Here is a 16478-nt window from a genome sequence, read left to right as displayed (position 1 = left end):
TAAAGCGGATTATCTATGGCGTTACAAGGAACGTTAATTCTGAACGGGGCAGACTATGCGCCTTTTAATCTGTACGGCGTGGGTGTGTTTATGGCGCACTCGGGATTAGGAGCATATCGGAACAATATGAACTGTGCTGCTATTGCAAAACTAGGGCCCATCCCTCCCGGTAAATATTGGATAGTTGATCGCAAAGAAGGCAACTACTTGTCTCAGAAAATAACGGAAACACACGATGAGGCCAATAGACTTTTTGGTCGACGCGCCTTTGGCAAATCGGATTGGTTTGCATTATGGCGCGATGATTGGGGAATCGACGATGACACATGGATTGAAGGTGTCAAACGCGGCAACTTCCGGCTGCATCCTGGTACAGTTTCAAAAGGCTGTATAACCATCGCCAATAATTCTGACTTTGCGATGATCCGTAATGCGCTTATGAGCACGCCACTAATACAGGTTCCCTGTATGCGGTCTTTGATGGCGCGGGGATGGGTGGAGGTGGTCGATGGCGGTTATACTAAAAAAATTTGCGCGTAAAACAGGTAAATTTATTTATTTCATCTTTTTGTTGATTTGTATAGCCCACAGTCTTCCATATGCAGAGTTATATATTAATGAAAGTTTTGCAACAAGATGGGCGCTGTTTTTCTATGGAAAGGAAGACGCAGAAGCCATGTATGATGCTTTTACCGATATTGATTTTTCTATAATGCTATTAATAGCAATCCCTATGTATATTTTAACAATGAAGTTACTCAAAAAATTAAGGAGCTAATAAAATGCCAATCCCTCCCTATATGTGGCTGAAAGACGATGGCGGCGCAGATATTAAAGGATCTGTTGACGTTGAGGATCGCGAAGGAAGCATAGAGATAATAGGGTTAAGCCACGAGATAAACCTGCCTGTAGACAGTGCCAACGGTAAAATTACCGGTACGCGCCAGCACTCCTCCATGATGATTGAAAAGGAAGTGGATAGCTCTACGCCCTACCTTTATAAAGCAGCGCTGTACCTAACGTTAAACTGTCGGGCAACGATAAAATGAATCATGTAGAAAGCATCAGTATCCAATATGAGAAGATCACCTGGCGCATAGTGGATGGCAACATTCAGCATACCGACGCCTGGAATGAACGCCCTAGAGCATAACGAAATCTGACGGCCCCATCTGTACGAGAGAGCCGATCCGATGGGTTTGCTTCAGATTATCCATGCCAGAACGCTGCTGCACAAAACTTGTTGAATCATTTAGTCTAAAATTCATGTAGTATGTGCGGCCATGAATCACTGGGTGTGACACATTGTCCGCCATTATGTGTGCTATGAAAGAGTTGCAGATCAGTGAGTTAAGGTCTAATTAAACTTAACTCGTTGTTTTTGAAAGTATCCCAGACGCCTGTGAAGGCGACACCTGAAGGAAGCTCAATGAGCGAGAAATTACAGAAAGTGCTGGCCCGCGCCGGCCACGGTTCACGCCGTGAAATCGAAACCATTATCGAAGCAGGTCGTGTCAGTGTGGACGGTAAAATCGCCACCCTGGGTGACCGTGTGGAAATCGTGCCAGGCCTGAAAATTCGTATCGACGGCCACCTGATCTCGGTGAAAGAGTCTGCCGAGCAAATCTGCCGCGTGCTGGCCTATTACAAGCCGGAAGGCGAGCTCTGCACCCGTAACGATCCGGAAGGCCGTCCGACCGTGTTCGACCGCCTGCCAAAACTGCGCGGTGCGCGCTGGATCGCTGTAGGTCGTCTGGATGTGAACACCTGCGGTCTGCTGCTGTTCACCACCGACGGTGAGCTGGCAAACCGTCTGATGCACCCAAGCCGTGAAGTGGAGCGTGAATACGCGGTTCGCGTGTTTGGCGAAGTTGACGAGAACAAAATCCGCGATCTGTCCCGCGGCGTACAGCTCGAAGATGGCCCGGCCGCCTTTAAAACCATCAAGTTTACCGGTGGTGAGGGCATTAACCAGTGGTACAACGTGACCCTGACCGAAGGCCGTAACCGCGAGGTGCGTCGTCTGTGGGAAGCCGTTGGCGTGCAGGTTAGCCGTCTGATCCGCGTGCGTTACGGTGACATCCTGCTGCCGAAAGGGCTTCCGCGTGGCGGCTATACCGAGCTGGATTTAACCCAGACCAACTACCTGCGTGAGCTGGTGCAGCTGACGCCGGAAACCACCTCGAAAGTGGCGGTGGAAAAAGATCGTCGTCGCATGAAAGCGAACCAGATCCGCCGGGCGGTCAAACGTCACAGCCAGGTCAGCGGCAATAATCGTCGCTCTGGCAGCCGTAACAACAACGGCTAAAAAACAAAACCCGGCATCGCCGGGTTTTTTCTTAATAGTCGATACCGATTTGCGCTTTAACGCCGGCATCAAAGGCGTGTTTGACCGGGCGTAACTCGCTGACCGTATCCGCCATCTCCAGAATATCCCGATGACAGCCGCGCCCGGTGACGATCACCGTCTGGTGCGCCGGACGGTTGTTCAGCGCATCCACGACCTCCTGCAAGGGCAGATAGTCGTAGGCCACCATGTAGGTGATCTCATCCAGCAGCACCATGTTGAGCGCAGGGTCCGCCAGCATGCGTTTCGCCTGCTCCCAGACGGCCAGACAGGCGGCGGTGTCGGTATCGCGGTTCTGGGTATTCCAGGTAAACCCGGTCGCCATTACCTGAAACTCCACCCCGTGAGGCTCGAGCAGATTACGCTCGCCGTTCGGCCACTCTCCTTTGATGAACTGGATCACGCCCACCTTTTGTCCGTGACCGACGGCGCGGGTCGCCGTACCAAAGGCCGCAGTGGTTTTGCCTTTACCGTTGCCGGTGAAGACAATAATAATCCCGCGTTCATCCTGAGCTGCGGCAACGCGGGCGTCGACCTGTTCTTTCAGGCGCTGCTGGCGCTGCTGATGACGTTCATCACTCATTGCGATATTCCTGGTTTACGGCCGGGTTGGGCATCAAAGGTCATGCCGGTTTTGCGGCGACTGTCGTCGCCCATCAGCCACAGATAGAGCGGCATGATGTCGGCAGGGGTTTTCAGTTTAAGCGGATCTTCCGTGGGGAACGCGCTGGCGCGCATGCCGGTGCGTGTGCCGCCGGGGTTGATACAGTTTACGCGCAGGTGGCGGCTTTGATACTCCTCCGCCAGCACCTGCATCATCCCTTCGGTGGCAAACTTCGAAGCGGCATAGGCGCCCCAGTTGGCTCGCCCCTGGCGCCCGACGCTGGATGAGGTGAATACCAGCGAGCCGGAATCGGACTGCAGTAATAAAGGAAGCAATGCCTGAGTGAGGAAAAAGGTGCCATTGACGTTCACCTGCATTACCTGCTGCCAGATCTCCGGGTTTTGCTCGTCCATCGGGCGCACTTCACCGAGAAAACCCGCATTATGTAATACCCCGTCCAGACGCGGATAATCCTCGGCGATACGCCGGGCAAGCTGCTGGCACTCCTCTGGGGTGCAGGTTAACAGGTCAAGCGTATATTCGTGCGTCGGTGCGCCACCCTCGCTGGCAATCGCCTGCGCCACGTCGTGCAGTTTTCCTTCATTACGTCCTAACAGAATGACGCGTGCGCCGTGGCGGGCGTAGGTCAGCGCCGCCTCACGGCCAATACCGTCGCTGGCGCCGGTGACCAGAATAATACGGTTTTGCAGTAGATCTTTTTTGGGTTGATAGTGCAAAGTCACTCCTCTGGCGCGCGTTGGCGCGGCCCATGCTGTGCGTTCTCTTTTCGGCTTTATGCCCGAAAGTGAACAGGATATCAATCAGTCATCCGGAGAGTTCACTGTAAAATTAACAATTTGCAAATATTTTTCCGTGAAATTCAAATTCCTGAAGACGCCTCGCAAGGGTATCGTCAGGTGCGAGACGCCTGGCGAAGGCTGTTGTACACTGGGTGTGAAAACAAGTGGTTAAACCAAGGTGGACGCGTGGAATTACTTTCTGAATACGGTTTATTTCTGGCCAAAATTGCAACGGTGGTGATTGCCATTGCGGTGATCGCCGTTCTGATTGTCAACCTGACGCAGCGCAAACGTCAGCGCGGCGAGTTGCGGATTACCCGGTTAAGCGAGCAGTACACGGAGATGCAGGAAGAGATGTCGGTGGCGTTGCTCGACGCGCATCAGCAAAAACTGTGGCACAAGGCGCAGAAGAAAAAGCACAAGCTTGACGCGAAAGCGGCTAAGCAAAAAGCAAAGCTGGAGCAGCGCCCGGAAGCGGCAAAACCGCGGGTCTATGTTCTGGATTTTAAAGGCAGCATGGATGCGCATGAGGTTACCTCCCTGCGCGAAGAGATCACCGCGGTGCTGGCAGTGGCCAGACCCGAAGACCAGGTTGTCCTGCGTCTCGAAAGTCCGGGTGGGGTGGTCCACGGCTACGGGCTGGCCTCCTCGCAGCTGCAACGCCTGCGCGACAAGCAGATCCCGCTGACGGTGGCGGTAGATAAGGTCGCCGCCAGCGGTGGCTATATGATGGCCTGCGTGGCCGATAAAATCGTCGCCGCACCTTTCTCTATTATTGGTTCGATTGGCGTAGTGGCGCAGATCCCCAACTTCAATCGTTTCCTGAAAAACAAAGACATTGACGTTGAGTTGCATACGGCGGGTCAGTACAAGCGCACCCTGACGCTGCTGGGTGAAAATACCGAAGAGGGTCGACAGAAATTCCGCGAAGATCTCAATGACACCCATCAGCTGTTTAAAAGCTTTGTGCAGCAGATGCGCCCTTCGCTTGATATCGAGCAGGTGGCGACCGGTGAACACTGGTACGGCACTCAGGCGCTGGATAAAGGGCTTGTGGACCAGGTGGGCACCAGCGACGATCTGCTGCTGGGGCTGATGGAGGGCCGCGAGCTGGTCGGCGTGCGCTATACCCGGCGGAAAAAACTGATGGACCGGTTTACCAACAGCGCCGCAGAGAGTGCGGACCGACTGTTGCTACGCTGGCTGCAGCGTGGACAGAAACCCCTGCTATAAATAAAAACGCGAGGCCAGTGCCTCGCGTTTTGCATCAATCGACCAGGTGATACTTATCCGAGAGGGCATGGGCCAGGTATTTAAACATGTTAAATACCGCGGTGCTGCGTGGGGTAGGTAACCCCTGCTCATCGAGAAAGTAATCGCCGCTGAAGACCAGCACGCCATTACGCTGCTCCACACCTGTGGCTTCGATCCCTGCCAGAGTGTCGTCATGTTCACGAATGAGTTTATTTGCTTCGGCAAGCAAGGTTGCGCGGTCAATTGGTTGGGTAGTTTGCTGCATTATCCCCTCCTTAAACAGTGACATTAGTCTACGCCGCCGCGGTCCCGGGAGCAAATTTTCCCCGTTTTCGGGCATGCAGGGTAAGACGGACAGCGCTGGCGTGATTTGCTTTTGCATGCTAATAAAGTTGCGTAACGGATTTTATCAGGTAGAGTGTGCGCTTTCGTCATTCTGGCAATAGATTTGCTTGACATTCGACCTAAATCTCGTCGTGCAGTCACACCGGAGCGAGAAAAAGCCCGTAAACTCAACCACCTGGGTGAGGTCGTTTTTGGCGACTGGTCCGAAAGGGGGTTGATATCCACTGATGACGTCGTTATATAGATGTCTCGTCGCCAGTGGAAGGTGAACTCACGCGACGTATTCCTGGAAGAAACAAATTAGGTAAAGGTGAATATGGGTAAAGCTCTCGTTATCGTTGAGTCCCCGGCAAAAGCCAAAACGATCAATAAGTATCTGGGTAGTGACTACGTGGTTAAGTCCAGCGTCGGTCATATCCGCGATCTGCCGACCAGTGGCTCAGCCAAGAAGAGCGCCGACTCTACCTCCACCAAAGGGGCCAAAAAGCCTAAAAAGGATGAACGTAGCGCGCTCGTAAATCGCATGGGTGTTAACCCGTGGGATAGCTGGCAGGCACAGTACGAAGTGCTGCCGGGTAAAGAGAAAGTCGTCTCCGAGCTGAAACAGCTGGCGGAAAAAGCCGACCACATCTATCTCGCAACCGACCTTGACCGCGAAGGGGAGGCCATTGCATGGCACCTGCGGGAAGTGATCGGAGGAGATGACACCCGCTACAGCCGCGTGGTGTTTAACGAAATTACTAAAAACGCGATCCGTCAGGCCTTTGAAAAGCCGGGCGAGCTGAATATCGACCGCGTTAATGCTCAGCAGGCGCGCCGCTTTATGGACCGCGTCGTGGGTTACATGGTTTCTCCACTGCTGTGGAAAAAGATTGCCCGTGGCCTGTCAGCGGGCCGCGTCCAGTCTGTTGCCGTGCGTCTGGTGGTTGAACGTGAACGCGAAATCAAAGCGTTTGTGCCAGAAGAATTCTGGGAAATTGACGCCAGCGTGACCACGCCGGGCGGCGATACGCTGCCGCTGGAAGTGTCGCACCAGAACGATAAGCCGTTCCGCCCTGAAAACCGCGATCAGACGATGGCCGCGGTCGCGCTGCTGGAGAAAGCCCGCTATCAGGTGCTGGATCGTGAAGACAAGCCGACCAGCAGTAAGCCGGGCGCGCCGTTTATCACCTCCACGCTGCAGCAGGCGGCAAGTACCCGACTGGGTTACGGCGTGAAGAAAACCATGATGATGGCTCAGCGTCTGTATGAAGCGGGTCACATTACCTACATGCGTACTGACTCCACCAACCTGAGCCAGGACGCAGTCAACATGGTGCGTGATTACATCGGCGATAACTTTGGTAAGAAGTATCTGCCGGAGAGCGCCAACCAGTACAACAGCAAGGAGAACTCTCAGGAAGCGCACGAAGCGATTCGTCCTTCTGACGTTGCTGTTCTGGCTGAATCCCTGAAGGATATGGAAGCCGACGCGCAGAAACTGTATCAGCTGATCTGGCGCCAGTTTGTCGCCTGTCAGATGACGCCTGCGCAATACGACTCCACTACGCTCACCGTCGGTGCGGGTGATTTCCGCCTGAAAGCGCGTGGTCGTATTTTGCGTTTCGATGGCTGGACCAAAGTAATGCCTGCGCTGCGTAAGGGTGATGAAGACAAAACCCTGCCAGCGGTCAACGCCGGGGATGAACTTTCCCTGGTTGAGCTGACGCCGGCTCAGCACTTCACCAAGCCACCGGCTCGCTTCAGCGAAGCCTCGCTGGTGAAAGAGCTGGAAAAACGCGGCATTGGTCGTCCGTCTACCTATGCGTCGATCATTTCGACCATTCAGGATCGCGGCTATGTGCGTACGGAAAACCGCCGTTTCTATGCAGAAAAAATGGGTGAAATCGTCACCGATCGTCTGGAAGCTAACTTCCGCGATCTGATGAACTACGACTTTACCGCGCAGATGGAAAACAGTCTTGACCAGGTGGCGAACCACGAAGCCGAGTGGAAGAAGGTACTTGACAGCTTCTTCGGCGACTTCACAAACCAGCTGGAAAAAGCGGAAAAAGACCCTGAAGAGGGTGGCATGCAGCCGAACCAGATGGTGCTGACCAGCATCGACTGTCCGACCTGCGGTCGCAAAATGGGGATCCGTACCGCCACCACCGGCGTGTTCCTCGGCTGTTCAGGTTATGCCCTGTCGCCGAAAGAGCGCTGCAAAACCACCATCAACCTGGTGCCGGAAAACGAAGTGCTGAACGTGCTGGAAGGCGACGATGCGGAAACTAACGCATTACGCGCTAAGCGCCGCTGTAATAAGTGCGGCACAGCGATGGACAGCTACCTGATCGATCCGAAACGTAAACTGCACGTCTGCGGTAACAACCCGACCTGCGACGGTTACGAGATCGAAGAGGGTGAGTTCCGCATTAAAGGCTATGACGGTCCGATCGTGGAGTGTGAAAAATGTGGTTCTGAAATGCACCTGAAGATGGGGCGTTTTGGTAAGTACATGGCCTGCACCAACGATGACTGTAAAAACACGCGTAAGATCCTGCGTAACGGTGAAGTGGCACCGCCGAAGGAAGATCCGGTGCCGTTGCCGGAGCTGCCGTGCGAGAAGTCCGACGCTTACTTCGTCCTGCGTGACGGTGCGGCGGGCGTCTTCCTGGCGGCCAACACCTTCCCCAAATCACGTGAAACCCGTGCGCCGCTGGTGGAAGAGCTGTTCCGCTTCCGCGATCGCCTGGCTGAGAAGCTGCGCTATCTGGCCGATGCGCCACAGCAGGATCCTGAAGGTAATAAGACGATCGTGCGTTTTAGCCGTAAGACCAAGCAGCAGTATGTTGCTTCTGAGAAAGACGGTAAAGCGACCGGCTGGTCAGCATTTTATGTTGACGGAAAATGGGTTGAAGGCAAGAAATAAGCCTTAATTACCGTTACTTACCTTTGAAAGGGCCGGACTTCCGGCCCTTTTTTATTGGCGGGTTATTATTTTTTGTTACGGGCTATACAGCAATGATATAAATGATATAGTGGTTATAGTTAACCCTTTTCTTATTATCAAATCGTCTTAAGCGATTGCCCGTGTGCGCTCAATCGGATGGTCCGGCATGAAACTACAGCAGCTTCGCTATATCGTTGAGGTGGTCAACCACAACCTTAACGTCTCCTCGACCGCAGAAGGTCTTTATACCTCGCAACCCGGTATCAGTAAGCAGGTCCGTATGCTTGAAGATGAGCTGGGGATCCAGATTTTCGCCCGCAGCGGTAAACACCTTACTCAGGTTACGCCGGCGGGGCAGGAAATTATCCGTATTGCCCGCGAAGTGCTGTCGAAGGTCGATGCCATTAAATCCGTGGCGGGCGAGCACACATGGCCTGACAAAGGCTCCCTGTATATCGCCACAACCCACACCCAGGCGCGCTACGCTCTGCCGGGCGTGATTAAAGGCTTCATTGAGCGCTATCCTCGCGTTTCGTTGCATATGCATCAGGGCTCACCGACTCAGATTGCCGAAGCAGTATCTAAAGGCAATGCAGATTTCGCCATCGCCACCGAAGCGCTGCATCTTTACGACGATTTAGTGATGCTGCCTTGCTATCACTGGAACCGCTCGATTGTGGTGACGCCTGAACACCCGCTGGCGGCCAAAACCTCGGTATCGATCGAGGAACTCGCCCAGTATCCGCTAGTGACCTACACCTTTGGCTTTACCGGCCGTTCGGAACTGGACACCGCATTCAATCGCGCAGGTTTAACGCCACGGATCGTCTTTACCGCCACCGATGCCGACGTGATCAAGACCTACGTGCGGCTGGGGCTGGGGGTAGGGGTGATTGCCAGCATGGCGGTAGATCCGATAGCCGATCCCGATTTAGTCCGCCTGGATACCCAGGGCGTATTCGGCCACAGCACCACCAAAATTGGTTTCCGCCGCAGCACCTTCCTGCGCAGCTATATGTATGATTTTATTCAGCGATTCGCGCCACATTTGACCCGCGACGTGGTGGATACGGCGGTTGCGCTGCGTTCTAATGAAGACATCGAAGCGATGTTTAAAGACATTAAGCTGCCAGAAAAATAATACCCTGCGGTATCTTTCCTGCGGGAAAGATACCGTTATTCCTGTTTTTTATCTGAATTAGAATTCTTCTCTTTTAACCATTCGTTTAACACAGTAACCATAGGGTTACAGCGCTTTGTGTCCGCGCCTGTCTCAAAAAGCCAACAAAAATAGAAAATAAATAGCCGCTACGCAAACTCCACGTTTCATTTATATATTTCCGCTCAAAAGATTAAATATTTCACCGTACAGGATTCGTAAATTCACTGGATTTTCAACTAAAGTTTCTTTAGGATTTATCTCAGTGATGATTACTTATACCAATTGTTTGGTAGCCAAATGATAAGCAAAGTCGATTGTACGAGGTTAGCAATGCCGTCAGGAAGTCATGAGCCGCAACGGGATCCAGGGCTCAAGCGCAAAGCCTGGCTGGCGGTATTTCTCGGTTCCACGCTGTTTTGGCTCGTGGTGGCGTTACTGGTCTGGAAATTCTGGGGTTAACTATGACGGTACAGGGGCGCAGTGAAGCAGTGAAACCTATGTGTCAGCAACGTGACACTCGCCGCAAAGTCCGTAAAGAAGCGACAAGCCAGGTTCCTGCTTCCTGGACGCTGTCGCCGCAGCAGCAAGCCTTCATCGATTCGTTCGCAGAAGACGATGCCAAAAAACAATAATTCTGCCGCTCAGGCGTAGTGCATTAATAATCCGGTGCGCTTTTGTACTCTTTAATAAATACACTTCAGCAATACCGAACTGAGCCTGACTCAGCCGTAAACAAATAAATAAAGACGGGTGTCACAATGATGAATAGTATATCCGGAGTCAAATACTGGTCGTGGATCGCCGCGTTCTCTCTGTCGATTCTCTTCTGGTCCCAGCTTATCTGGCTCTCCCTACACTAAAAAATAAAGCCTCGCTCAAGCGGGGCTTTTTCTTTTTGGCCTCTCCTTTTCTCTGCAAATTTGTCCATTTGGGTAGTTATCAAATCGTTACGGTGACGATGTGTTATCTTTAATTACGGCCCTGATAAAGGTCAGGGTATCGCAATCCCGGTAATTAAGGAGGAGCTTATGTCGTTAACCTTACGCGAAGCCAGTAAGGACACACTGCAGGCCGAGAACAAAACCTATCACTACTACAGCCTGCCGCTGGCCGCCAGGGAGCTTGGGGACATCGACCGTTTACCCAAGTCGCTTAAAGTGTTACTGGAAAATCTCCTGCGCTGGCAGGATGAGGTCTCTGTCACCTCCGAAGACATCCACGCCCTCGCCGGGTGGCTGCAAAATGCCCATGCCGACCGGGAGATAGCCTATCGCCCGGCCAGGGTCCTGATGCAGGACTTTACCGGCGTTCCGGCGGTGGTCGATCTGGCGGCGATGCGCGAAGCCGTCAAACGTCTTGGCGGCGATACTGCCAAAGTGAATCCGCTTTCCCCTGTGGATCTGGTGATTGACCACTCGGTGACCGTGGACCACTTTGGTGACGATGAGGCGTTTGAAGAGAACGTACGCCTGGAGATGGAGCGTAACCACGAGCGTTATGTGTTTCTGAAATGGGGCCAGCAGGCCTTCAGCCGCTTCAGCGTTGTTCCACCCGGCACCGGCATCTGCCATCAGGTCAATCTCGAATACCTCGGCAAGGCGGTGTGGAGTGAACTGCAGGATAAAGAGTGGGTGGCCTACCCGGATACGCTGGTCGGCACCGACTCGCACACCACCATGATCAACGGCCTTGGCGTGCTGGGCTGGGGGGTAGGGGGGATCGAAGCCGAGGCCGCTATGCTCGGTCAGCCGGTGTCGATGCTGATCCCTGACGTGGTCGGTTTTAAGCTGACCGGCAAACTGCGTGAAGGCATCACCGCCACCGATCTGGTGCTCACCGTGACCCAGATGCTACGTAAGCACGGGGTGGTGGGCAAATTTGTTGAATTCTACGGTGACGGGCTCGACTCATTGCCGCTGGCGGACCGGGCCACCATCGCCAACATGGCGCCGGAATACGGCGCGACCTGTGGCTTCTTCCCGATAGACGGCGTCACGCTGGAGTATATGCGCCTCAGCGGGCGCAGCAGCGAGCAGGTTGAGCTGGTTGAGGCCTATGCCAAAGCGCAAGGGATGTGGCGTAACCCGGGAGATGAACCGGTGTTTACCAGCACCCTGGCGCTGGATATGGGCGAGGTCGAAGCCAGCCTCGCCGGGCCGAAGCGTCCTCAGGATCGGGTCGCGCTGGCGGATGTGCCGAAGGCGTTTGCTGCCAGCAATGAACTGGAAGTCAATACCGCGCAGAAGGATCGTCGACCCATTGATTACGTCATGAACGGCCATCAGTATCAGCTTCCGGATGGCGCGGTAGCGATCGCGGCCATCACCTCCTGTACCAACACCTCAAACCCCAGCGTGCTGATGGCGGCGGGGCTACTGGCGAAAAAAGCCGTTACCCTTGGCCTGAAACGCCAGCCGTGGGTAAAAGCCTCGCTGGCTCCGGGCTCCAAAGTGGTCTCCGATTACCTGGCCCAGGCCCGGCTGACGCCGTACCTGGATGAATTGGGTTTCAACCTGGTCGGCTACGGGTGTACCACCTGTATTGGTAACTCCGGGCCGCTACCGGAACCTATCGAGACGGCGATCAAGCAGGGGGATCTGACGGTCGGGGCGGTGCTCTCGGGCAACCGCAACTTCGAAGGCCGTATCCACCCGCTGGTGAAAACCAACTGGCTGGCCTCACCGCCGCTGGTGGTAGCCTATGCCCTGGCCGGGAATATGAATATTAACCTCGCGACCGAGCCGCTGGGGCACGACCGCAAAGGGGATCCGGTTTATCTGAAAGATATCTGGCCGTCAGCGCAGGAGATCGCCCTCGCGGTAGAAAAAGTCTCCACCGACATGTTCCGCAAGGAGTATGCCGAAGTGTTCGAAGGCACGGCGGAGTGGAAAAGCATTGAGGTGGCGCGCTCGGATACCTACAGCTGGCAGGATGATTCCACCTACATCCGCCTGTCGCCTTTCTTTGACGAGATGCTGGCGGAGCCTAAACCGCTGGAAGATATCCACGGCGCACGGGTGTTAGCCATCCTTGGCGACTCGGTCACCACCGACCATATTTCTCCGGCGGGCAGCATTAAAGCGGATAGCCCGGCAGGGCGGTATCTGCAGAGTCGTGGCGTGGAGCGACGTGACTTCAACTCTTACGGGTCCCGTCGCGGTAACCATGAGGTGATGATGCGCGGCACCTTCGCCAATATCCGCATCCGCAACGAGATGGTGCCTGGCGTTGAGGGCGGGATGACCCGACATCTGCCGGGTACGGAAGTGATCTCGATTTACGATGCTGCCATGAAGTATCAGCAGGAAGGTACGCCGCTGGCGGTGATCGCCGGGAAAGAGTACGGTTCCGGCTCCAGCCGTGACTGGGCAGCAAAAGGGCCACGACTGCTTGGCGTACGCGTGGTGATCGCAGAGTCGTTTGAACGTATTCACCGTTCAAACCTGATCGGGATGGGGATTTTACCGCTGGAGTTCCCGCAGGGGACATCGCGTAAAACGCTGGGGCTGACCGGGGAGGAGCGCATTGATATTGCGGATCTGCAAAGTCTGACGCCTGGCGCCACCGTGCCGGTCAAGCTGACGCGAGCGGATGGACAAACCGAGGTGGTGGACTGCCGCTGCCGAATTGACACCGCTACCGAGCTGACCTACTACAAGAACGACGGTATCCTGCACTATGTGATCCGTAATATGCTGAATTAAAACACTCTGACCAGCCCGGCACGCATTGCGCTGCCGGGCTGTTTTTTTTACTCGCTGAGCAGATGTCCAAGCTTCGCCGCTTTGGTATCCAGATAGTGTTCGTTGTTCGGGTTACGGCCAACGATCAGCGGCACACGTTCAACGATGTTGATGCCGGCTTCGGTCAGGATCTCGACCTTACGCGGGTTATTGGTCAGCAAACGCACTTCATCCACGCCCAGCAGCTTGAACATATCGGCGCACAGGGTGAAATCACGCTCGTCTGCTGCAAAGCCTAACTGATGGTTCGCTTCCACGGTATCGTATCCCTGATCCTGCAGGGCATAGGCGCGGATCTTGTTCAGCAGGCCGATATTACGCCCCTCCTGGCGGTGATACAGCAGGATGCCGCGGCCTTCTTCCGCGATGTGCGACAGGGCGGCTTCCAGTTGAAAACCACAATCGCAGCGCAGGCTAAACAGGGCGTCACCCGTCAAACACTCGGAATGGACGCGAGCAAGCACTGGCGTCTGCCCGGAGGTATCCCCGAACACTAACGCAACGTGATCCTGCCCGGTTGCCAGTTCTTCAAAACCCACCATCAGGAAATCGCCCCAGGGGGTTGGCAGATTGGCTTCTGCCACACGTTTAAGCTGCATGTGATTCTCCAAAAAATGCTGACACGCCTTGTGTCTGTTGCCTGTTTGGCTGTCGGTATTGTCTTATTTTGCCACAAGCTCCACACGTTCACCTAATCACCGCCAGCTTAACGAACGTTAAACGCACAATCCGACATTTTTACGCAGCTCTCATTTTTCAGTTATGATTGTGAGGCTTATCGAAAAAAGGAGACGACATGCTTTCAATTGCCCGCCGTACGGCGGTTGGCGCAGGGATATTGCTTATTATGCCTGTGGCTGTATGGATATCCGGCTGGCAGTGGCAGCCTGGCACTAACAGCGGATGGTTAAAAGCGCTGTTCTGGATCACGGAGACGGTCACCCAACCCTGGGGCATTATTACGCACGCGCTGCTATGCGGCTGGTTTTTATGGTGCCTGCGTTTTCGTCTGCGGGCCGCCATCATGCTCTTTGCCATTCTTGCCGGCGTGATCCTTATCGGCCAGGGGCTTAAATCCTGGGTGAAAGATCGGGTTCAGGAGCCGCGTCCGTTTGTCGTCTGGCTGGAAAAAACTCACCATGTCCCGGTCAACGACTTCTACAATTTAAAGCGTAAAGAACGCGGTGAGCTGGTGAAAGAACAGCTTATTGAACAACAGGCTGTCCCGACATTTTTACGGAAACACTGGCAAAAAGAGACCGGATTTGCCTTCCCGTCCGGACACACGATGTTCGCCGCAAGCTGGGCATTGCTGGGGGTAGGGCTGCTGTGGCCGCGCCGGCGCACGCTGACCATCGCCTTCCTGCTGGTTTGGGCGACGGGGGTAATGGGCAGCCGCCTGCTGCTCGGCATGCACTGGCCGCGGGATCTGGTGGTTGCCACTCTGATGTCGTGGCTGCTGATCACCTGCGCCACCTGGCTTGCCCAGCGCGTTTGTGGTCCGCTCACGCCGCCGGCAGAAGAGAAGCGGGAAATAGCCGACAGGGACCAGGAAAGCTGACTGCGGTTGAAATTCTCATATTTAGCCGCAGATCCAGTCGTGGCGCGATGCTTTTTCCGTTTCGCGCCCGTCCTGAAAATGGTAGTTTATAAGGCTGGTTACGCTATGGTGAACACTCTTTATTCGCTCAAACCACATAACGGGAAGTAATGTGAAATATTTACTCATTTTCTTACTGGTGTTGGCGATTTTTGTCATTTCCGTCACATTAGGTGCGCAAAACGATCAACAGGTAACGTTCAATTATCTGCTGGCGCAAGGCGAATATCGGATTTCCAGCCTGCTGGCGGTACTCTTTGCGGCAGGATTTGCGATCGGCTGGCTTATTTGCGGCCTGTTCTGGCTAAAAGTTCGGGTTTCACTTGCCCGCGCCGAACGTAAAATTAAACGTCTTGAATACCAAATTGCGCCCACGACCGACGTTCCGGTAAGTTCAGGTGTGCCGGTAGCGAAGGAATAATCGAAGATGCTGGAGTTGTTGTTTCTGCTTTTGCCTGTAGCCGCAGCCTATGGCTGGTATATGGGCCGCAGAAGTGCGCAACAAACAAAACAGGATGAAGCCAACCGTCTTTCACGCGACTATGTCGCCGGGGTTAACTTCCTTCTGAGCAATCAACAGGATAAAGCGGTAGACCTGTTCCTTGAGATGTTGAAAGAGGATACCGGCACCGTTGAGGCCCACCTTACTCTCGGCAATCTGTTCCGTTCCCGGGGCGAAGTTGATCGCGCCATCCGCATCCACCAGACCTTAATGGAAAGCGCCTCATTAACCTATGAGCAGCGTCTGCTGGCCGTACAGCAGTTGGGACGCGACTACATGGCGGCAGGGTTGTACGATCGCGCCGAAGAGATGTTCAATCAGCTGGTGGATGAAACCGATTTTCGCATCAGCGCTCTGCAACAACTCCTGCAAATTTACCAGGCCACCAGCGAATGGCAGAAAGCGATTGACGTTGCGGAACGTCTGGTGAAGCTGGGTAAAGACAAACAGCGCGTAGAAATCGCCCATTTCTATTGCGAACTCGCCCTGCAGCAGATGGGCAATGAAGACATGGACAAAGCCATGGCGCTTCTCCGGAAGGGCGCTGCCGCGGATCGCAGCAGCGCGCGCGTCTCTATCATGATGGGGCGCGTGTACATGGCGAAAGGCGATTACCAGAAAGCGGTAGAGAGCCTGCTGCGGGTCATCGACCAGGATAAAGAGCTGGTCAGCGAAACCCTGGAGATGCTGCAAACCTGCTATCAGCAACTGGATATGGCCGAAGAGTGGGTGGCCTTCCTGCGCCGTTGCGTGGAAGAGAACACCGGGGCCTATGCCGAGCTGATGCTGGCGGATGTCGTCCAGGAGCACGAGGGCAGCGACACCGCGCAGATTTACATTACCCGTCAGCTGCAGCGTCATCCCACTATGCGCGTGTTCCACAAGCTGATGGATTACCACCTCAACGATGCGGAAGAGGGGCGCGCCAAAGAGAGCCTGATGGTGCTGCGCGACATGGTCGGCGAACAGATCCGCAGCAAGCCGCGCTATCGCTGCCAGAAGTGCGGTTTTACTGCCTACACCCTGTACTGGCACTGTCCGTCGTGTCGCGCCTGGTCAACCATTAAGCCGATTCGCGGCCTCGATGGGCAATAATTTTTAAAAAAATCCTTTTTTAGTTACAACATACTTTTGGCACCTTTTCAGTCTGAACGGTGCGCGCTGCAGTCTGGCAGGAATGAAAATGGAA

Annotated in this window: 17 protein-coding genes and 1 pseudogene; 14 read left to right on the top strand and 4 right to left on the bottom strand. The window is 54.4% G+C overall.

Features of this window, described 5'->3' with window-relative positions:
• Positions 1–15 precede the first annotated feature (15 nt).
• The 4 genes and pseudogenes from ACP4QI_RS12550 to rluB all read left to right on the top strand — a co-directional run bounded on the left by ACP4QI_RS12550 (position 16) and on the right by rluB (position 2308).
• On the top strand, positions 16–540 hold the full coding sequence (locus ACP4QI_RS12550; RefSeq protein WP_426495363.1) for a DUF2778 domain-containing protein: 525 nt from the start codon (positions 16–18) through the stop codon (positions 538–540).
• Positions 509–778 carry a hypothetical protein gene (locus ACP4QI_RS12545; RefSeq protein ID WP_142489812.1) on the top strand — a complete coding sequence of 90 codons (270 nt, stop codon included), beginning with the start codon at positions 509–511 and terminating at the stop codon, positions 776–778. Before ACP4QI_RS12550 ends, ACP4QI_RS12545 begins: the two co-directional genes overlap by 32 nt.
• Before the next feature lie 4 nt (positions 779–782).
• A pseudogene (locus ACP4QI_RS12540) lies at positions 783–1153 on the top strand (Hcp family type VI secretion system effector).
• A gap of 276 nt (positions 1154–1429) precedes the next feature.
• Positions 1430–2308: a 23S rRNA pseudouridine(2605) synthase RluB gene (gene rluB / locus ACP4QI_RS12535; protein ID WP_333849307.1), complete on the top strand. Its 879-nt coding sequence runs from the start codon at positions 1430–1432 to the stop codon at positions 2306–2308.
• A gap of 31 nt (positions 2309–2339) precedes the next feature.
• On the opposite strand, the gene cobO is transcribed toward rluB, so the two are convergent.
• The gene (cobO, locus tag ACP4QI_RS12530; protein WP_426495364.1) at positions 2340–2930 is read right to left on the bottom strand and encodes a cob(I)yrinic acid a,c-diamide adenosyltransferase; all 591 of its coding nucleotides are present in this window, start codon (positions 2928–2930) and stop codon (positions 2340–2342) included.
• Positions 2927–3688 (bottom strand): YciK family oxidoreductase, encoded by a 762-nt coding sequence (locus ACP4QI_RS12525; RefSeq protein WP_426495365.1) that lies wholly within the window; start codon positions 3686–3688, stop codon positions 2927–2929. Before ACP4QI_RS12525 ends, cobO begins: the two co-directional genes overlap by 4 nt.
• Before the next feature lie 249 nt (positions 3689–3937).
• Here ACP4QI_RS12525 and sohB point away from each other — a divergent pair, with 249 nt between their 5' ends.
• A complete protein-coding gene (sohB, locus tag ACP4QI_RS12520; RefSeq protein ID WP_426495366.1) occupies positions 3938–4984 on the top strand; it encodes a protease SohB in 1047 nt (348 codons plus the stop codon).
• 34 nt (positions 4985–5018) lie between these two features.
• Here sohB and ACP4QI_RS12515 read toward each other — a convergent pair whose 3' ends face one another.
• A complete protein-coding gene (locus ACP4QI_RS12515) occupies positions 5019–5270 on the bottom strand; it encodes a YciN family protein (RefSeq protein ID WP_142489806.1) in 252 nt (83 codons plus the stop codon).
• A 396-nt stretch (positions 5271–5666) separates the two neighbouring features.
• On the opposite strand from ACP4QI_RS12515, the gene topA reads away from it, so the two are divergent.
• The 6 genes from topA (at position 5667) to acnA (ending at position 13148) form a co-directional block, all read left to right on the top strand.
• Positions 5667–8261 carry a type I DNA topoisomerase gene (gene topA / locus ACP4QI_RS12510; protein WP_231312180.1) on the top strand — a complete coding sequence of 865 codons (2595 nt, stop codon included), beginning with the start codon at positions 5667–5669 and terminating at the stop codon, positions 8259–8261.
• A gap of 187 nt (positions 8262–8448) precedes the next feature.
• Positions 8449–9423 (top strand): HTH-type transcriptional regulator CysB, encoded by a 975-nt coding sequence (gene cysB, locus ACP4QI_RS12505; protein WP_106993152.1) that lies wholly within the window; start codon positions 8449–8451, stop codon positions 9421–9423.
• Between the two features lie 318 nt (positions 9424–9741).
• Positions 9742–9903 carry a YmiA family putative membrane protein gene (locus ACP4QI_RS12500; protein ID WP_426495367.1) on the top strand — a complete coding sequence of 54 codons (162 nt, stop codon included), beginning with the start codon at positions 9742–9744 and terminating at the stop codon, positions 9901–9903.
• Between the two features lie 38 nt (positions 9904–9941).
• Complete coding sequence (locus ACP4QI_RS12495) at positions 9942–10076, top strand: hypothetical protein (protein WP_426495368.1); 135 nt, start codon at positions 9942–9944, stop codon at positions 10074–10076.
• 126 nt (positions 10077–10202) lie between these two features.
• Positions 10203–10304: a small membrane protein YmiC gene (gene ymiC / locus ACP4QI_RS12490; RefSeq protein ID WP_426495369.1), complete on the top strand. Its 102-nt coding sequence runs from the start codon at positions 10203–10205 to the stop codon at positions 10302–10304.
• 168 nt (positions 10305–10472) lie between these two features.
• Positions 10473–13148 carry an aconitate hydratase AcnA gene (gene acnA, locus ACP4QI_RS12485; protein WP_285129503.1) on the top strand — a complete coding sequence of 892 codons (2676 nt, stop codon included), beginning with the start codon at positions 10473–10475 and terminating at the stop codon, positions 13146–13148.
• 47 nt (positions 13149–13195) lie between these two features.
• Here the strand turns inward: acnA and ribA are convergent, their stop codons facing one another.
• Complete coding sequence (gene ribA / locus ACP4QI_RS12480; protein WP_106993149.1) at positions 13196–13786, bottom strand: GTP cyclohydrolase II; 591 nt, start codon at positions 13784–13786, stop codon at positions 13196–13198.
• A gap of 197 nt (positions 13787–13983) precedes the next feature.
• Here ribA and pgpB point away from each other — a divergent pair, with 197 nt between their 5' ends.
• The 3 genes from pgpB to lapB all read left to right on the top strand — a co-directional run bounded on the left by pgpB (position 13984) and on the right by lapB (position 16384).
• Positions 13984–14748, top strand: a complete 765-nt coding sequence (gene pgpB / locus ACP4QI_RS12475) for a phosphatidylglycerophosphatase B (protein ID WP_426495370.1) — start codon at positions 13984–13986, stop codon at positions 14746–14748.
• Between the two features lie 151 nt (positions 14749–14899).
• The gene (locus ACP4QI_RS12470; protein WP_106993147.1) at positions 14900–15208 is read left to right on the top strand and encodes a LapA family protein; all 309 of its coding nucleotides are present in this window, start codon (positions 14900–14902) and stop codon (positions 15206–15208) included.
• 6 nt (positions 15209–15214) lie between these two features.
• Positions 15215–16384 (top strand): lipopolysaccharide assembly protein LapB, encoded by a 1170-nt coding sequence (gene lapB / locus ACP4QI_RS12465; protein WP_426495371.1) that lies wholly within the window; start codon positions 15215–15217, stop codon positions 16382–16384.
• Positions 16385–16478 lie beyond the last annotated feature (94 nt).

It is taken from the genome of Leclercia sp. TB492, from assembly GCF_049974505.2.
In the GTDB taxonomy this organism is placed as follows: Bacteria; Pseudomonadota; Gammaproteobacteria; order Enterobacterales; family Enterobacteriaceae; genus Enterobacter; species Enterobacter adecarboxylatus_C.
This window is presented reverse-complemented; position numbering and strand designations above follow the sequence as displayed.

Coding starts and splice junctions, on each gene's coding strand:
- ACP4QI_RS12500 (WP_426495367.1), top strand. CDS start 9,742: ATGATAAGCAAAGTCGATTGTACGAGGTTAGCAATGCCGTCAGGAAGT.
- cobO (WP_426495364.1), bottom strand. CDS start 2,930: ATGAGTGATGAACGTCATCAGCAGCGCCAGCAGCGCCTGAAAGAACAG.
- cysB (WP_106993152.1), top strand. CDS start 8,449: ATGAAACTACAGCAGCTTCGCTATATCGTTGAGGTGGTCAACCACAAC.
- rluB (WP_333849307.1), top strand. CDS start 1,430: ATGAGCGAGAAATTACAGAAAGTGCTGGCCCGCGCCGGCCACGGTTCA.
- ACP4QI_RS12495 (WP_426495368.1), top strand. CDS start 9,942: ATGTGTCAGCAACGTGACACTCGCCGCAAAGTCCGTAAAGAAGCGACA.
- lapB (WP_426495371.1), top strand. CDS start 15,215: ATGCTGGAGTTGTTGTTTCTGCTTTTGCCTGTAGCCGCAGCCTATGGC.
- topA (WP_231312180.1), top strand. CDS start 5,667: ATGGGTAAAGCTCTCGTTATCGTTGAGTCCCCGGCAAAAGCCAAAACG.
- ribA (WP_106993149.1), bottom strand. CDS start 13,786: ATGCAGCTTAAACGTGTGGCAGAAGCCAATCTGCCAACCCCCTGGGGC.
- ymiC (WP_426495369.1), top strand. CDS start 10,203: ATGATGAATAGTATATCCGGAGTCAAATACTGGTCGTGGATCGCCGCG.
- ACP4QI_RS12545 (WP_142489812.1), top strand. CDS start 509: ATGGCGGTTATACTAAAAAAATTTGCGCGTAAAACAGGTAAATTTATT.
- ACP4QI_RS12550 (WP_426495363.1), top strand. CDS start 16: ATGGCGTTACAAGGAACGTTAATTCTGAACGGGGCAGACTATGCGCCT.
- acnA (WP_285129503.1), top strand. CDS start 10,473: ATGTCGTTAACCTTACGCGAAGCCAGTAAGGACACACTGCAGGCCGAG.
- ACP4QI_RS12515 (WP_142489806.1), bottom strand. CDS start 5,270: ATGCAGCAAACTACCCAACCAATTGACCGCGCAACCTTGCTTGCCGAA.
- pgpB (WP_426495370.1), top strand. CDS start 13,984: ATGCTTTCAATTGCCCGCCGTACGGCGGTTGGCGCAGGGATATTGCTT.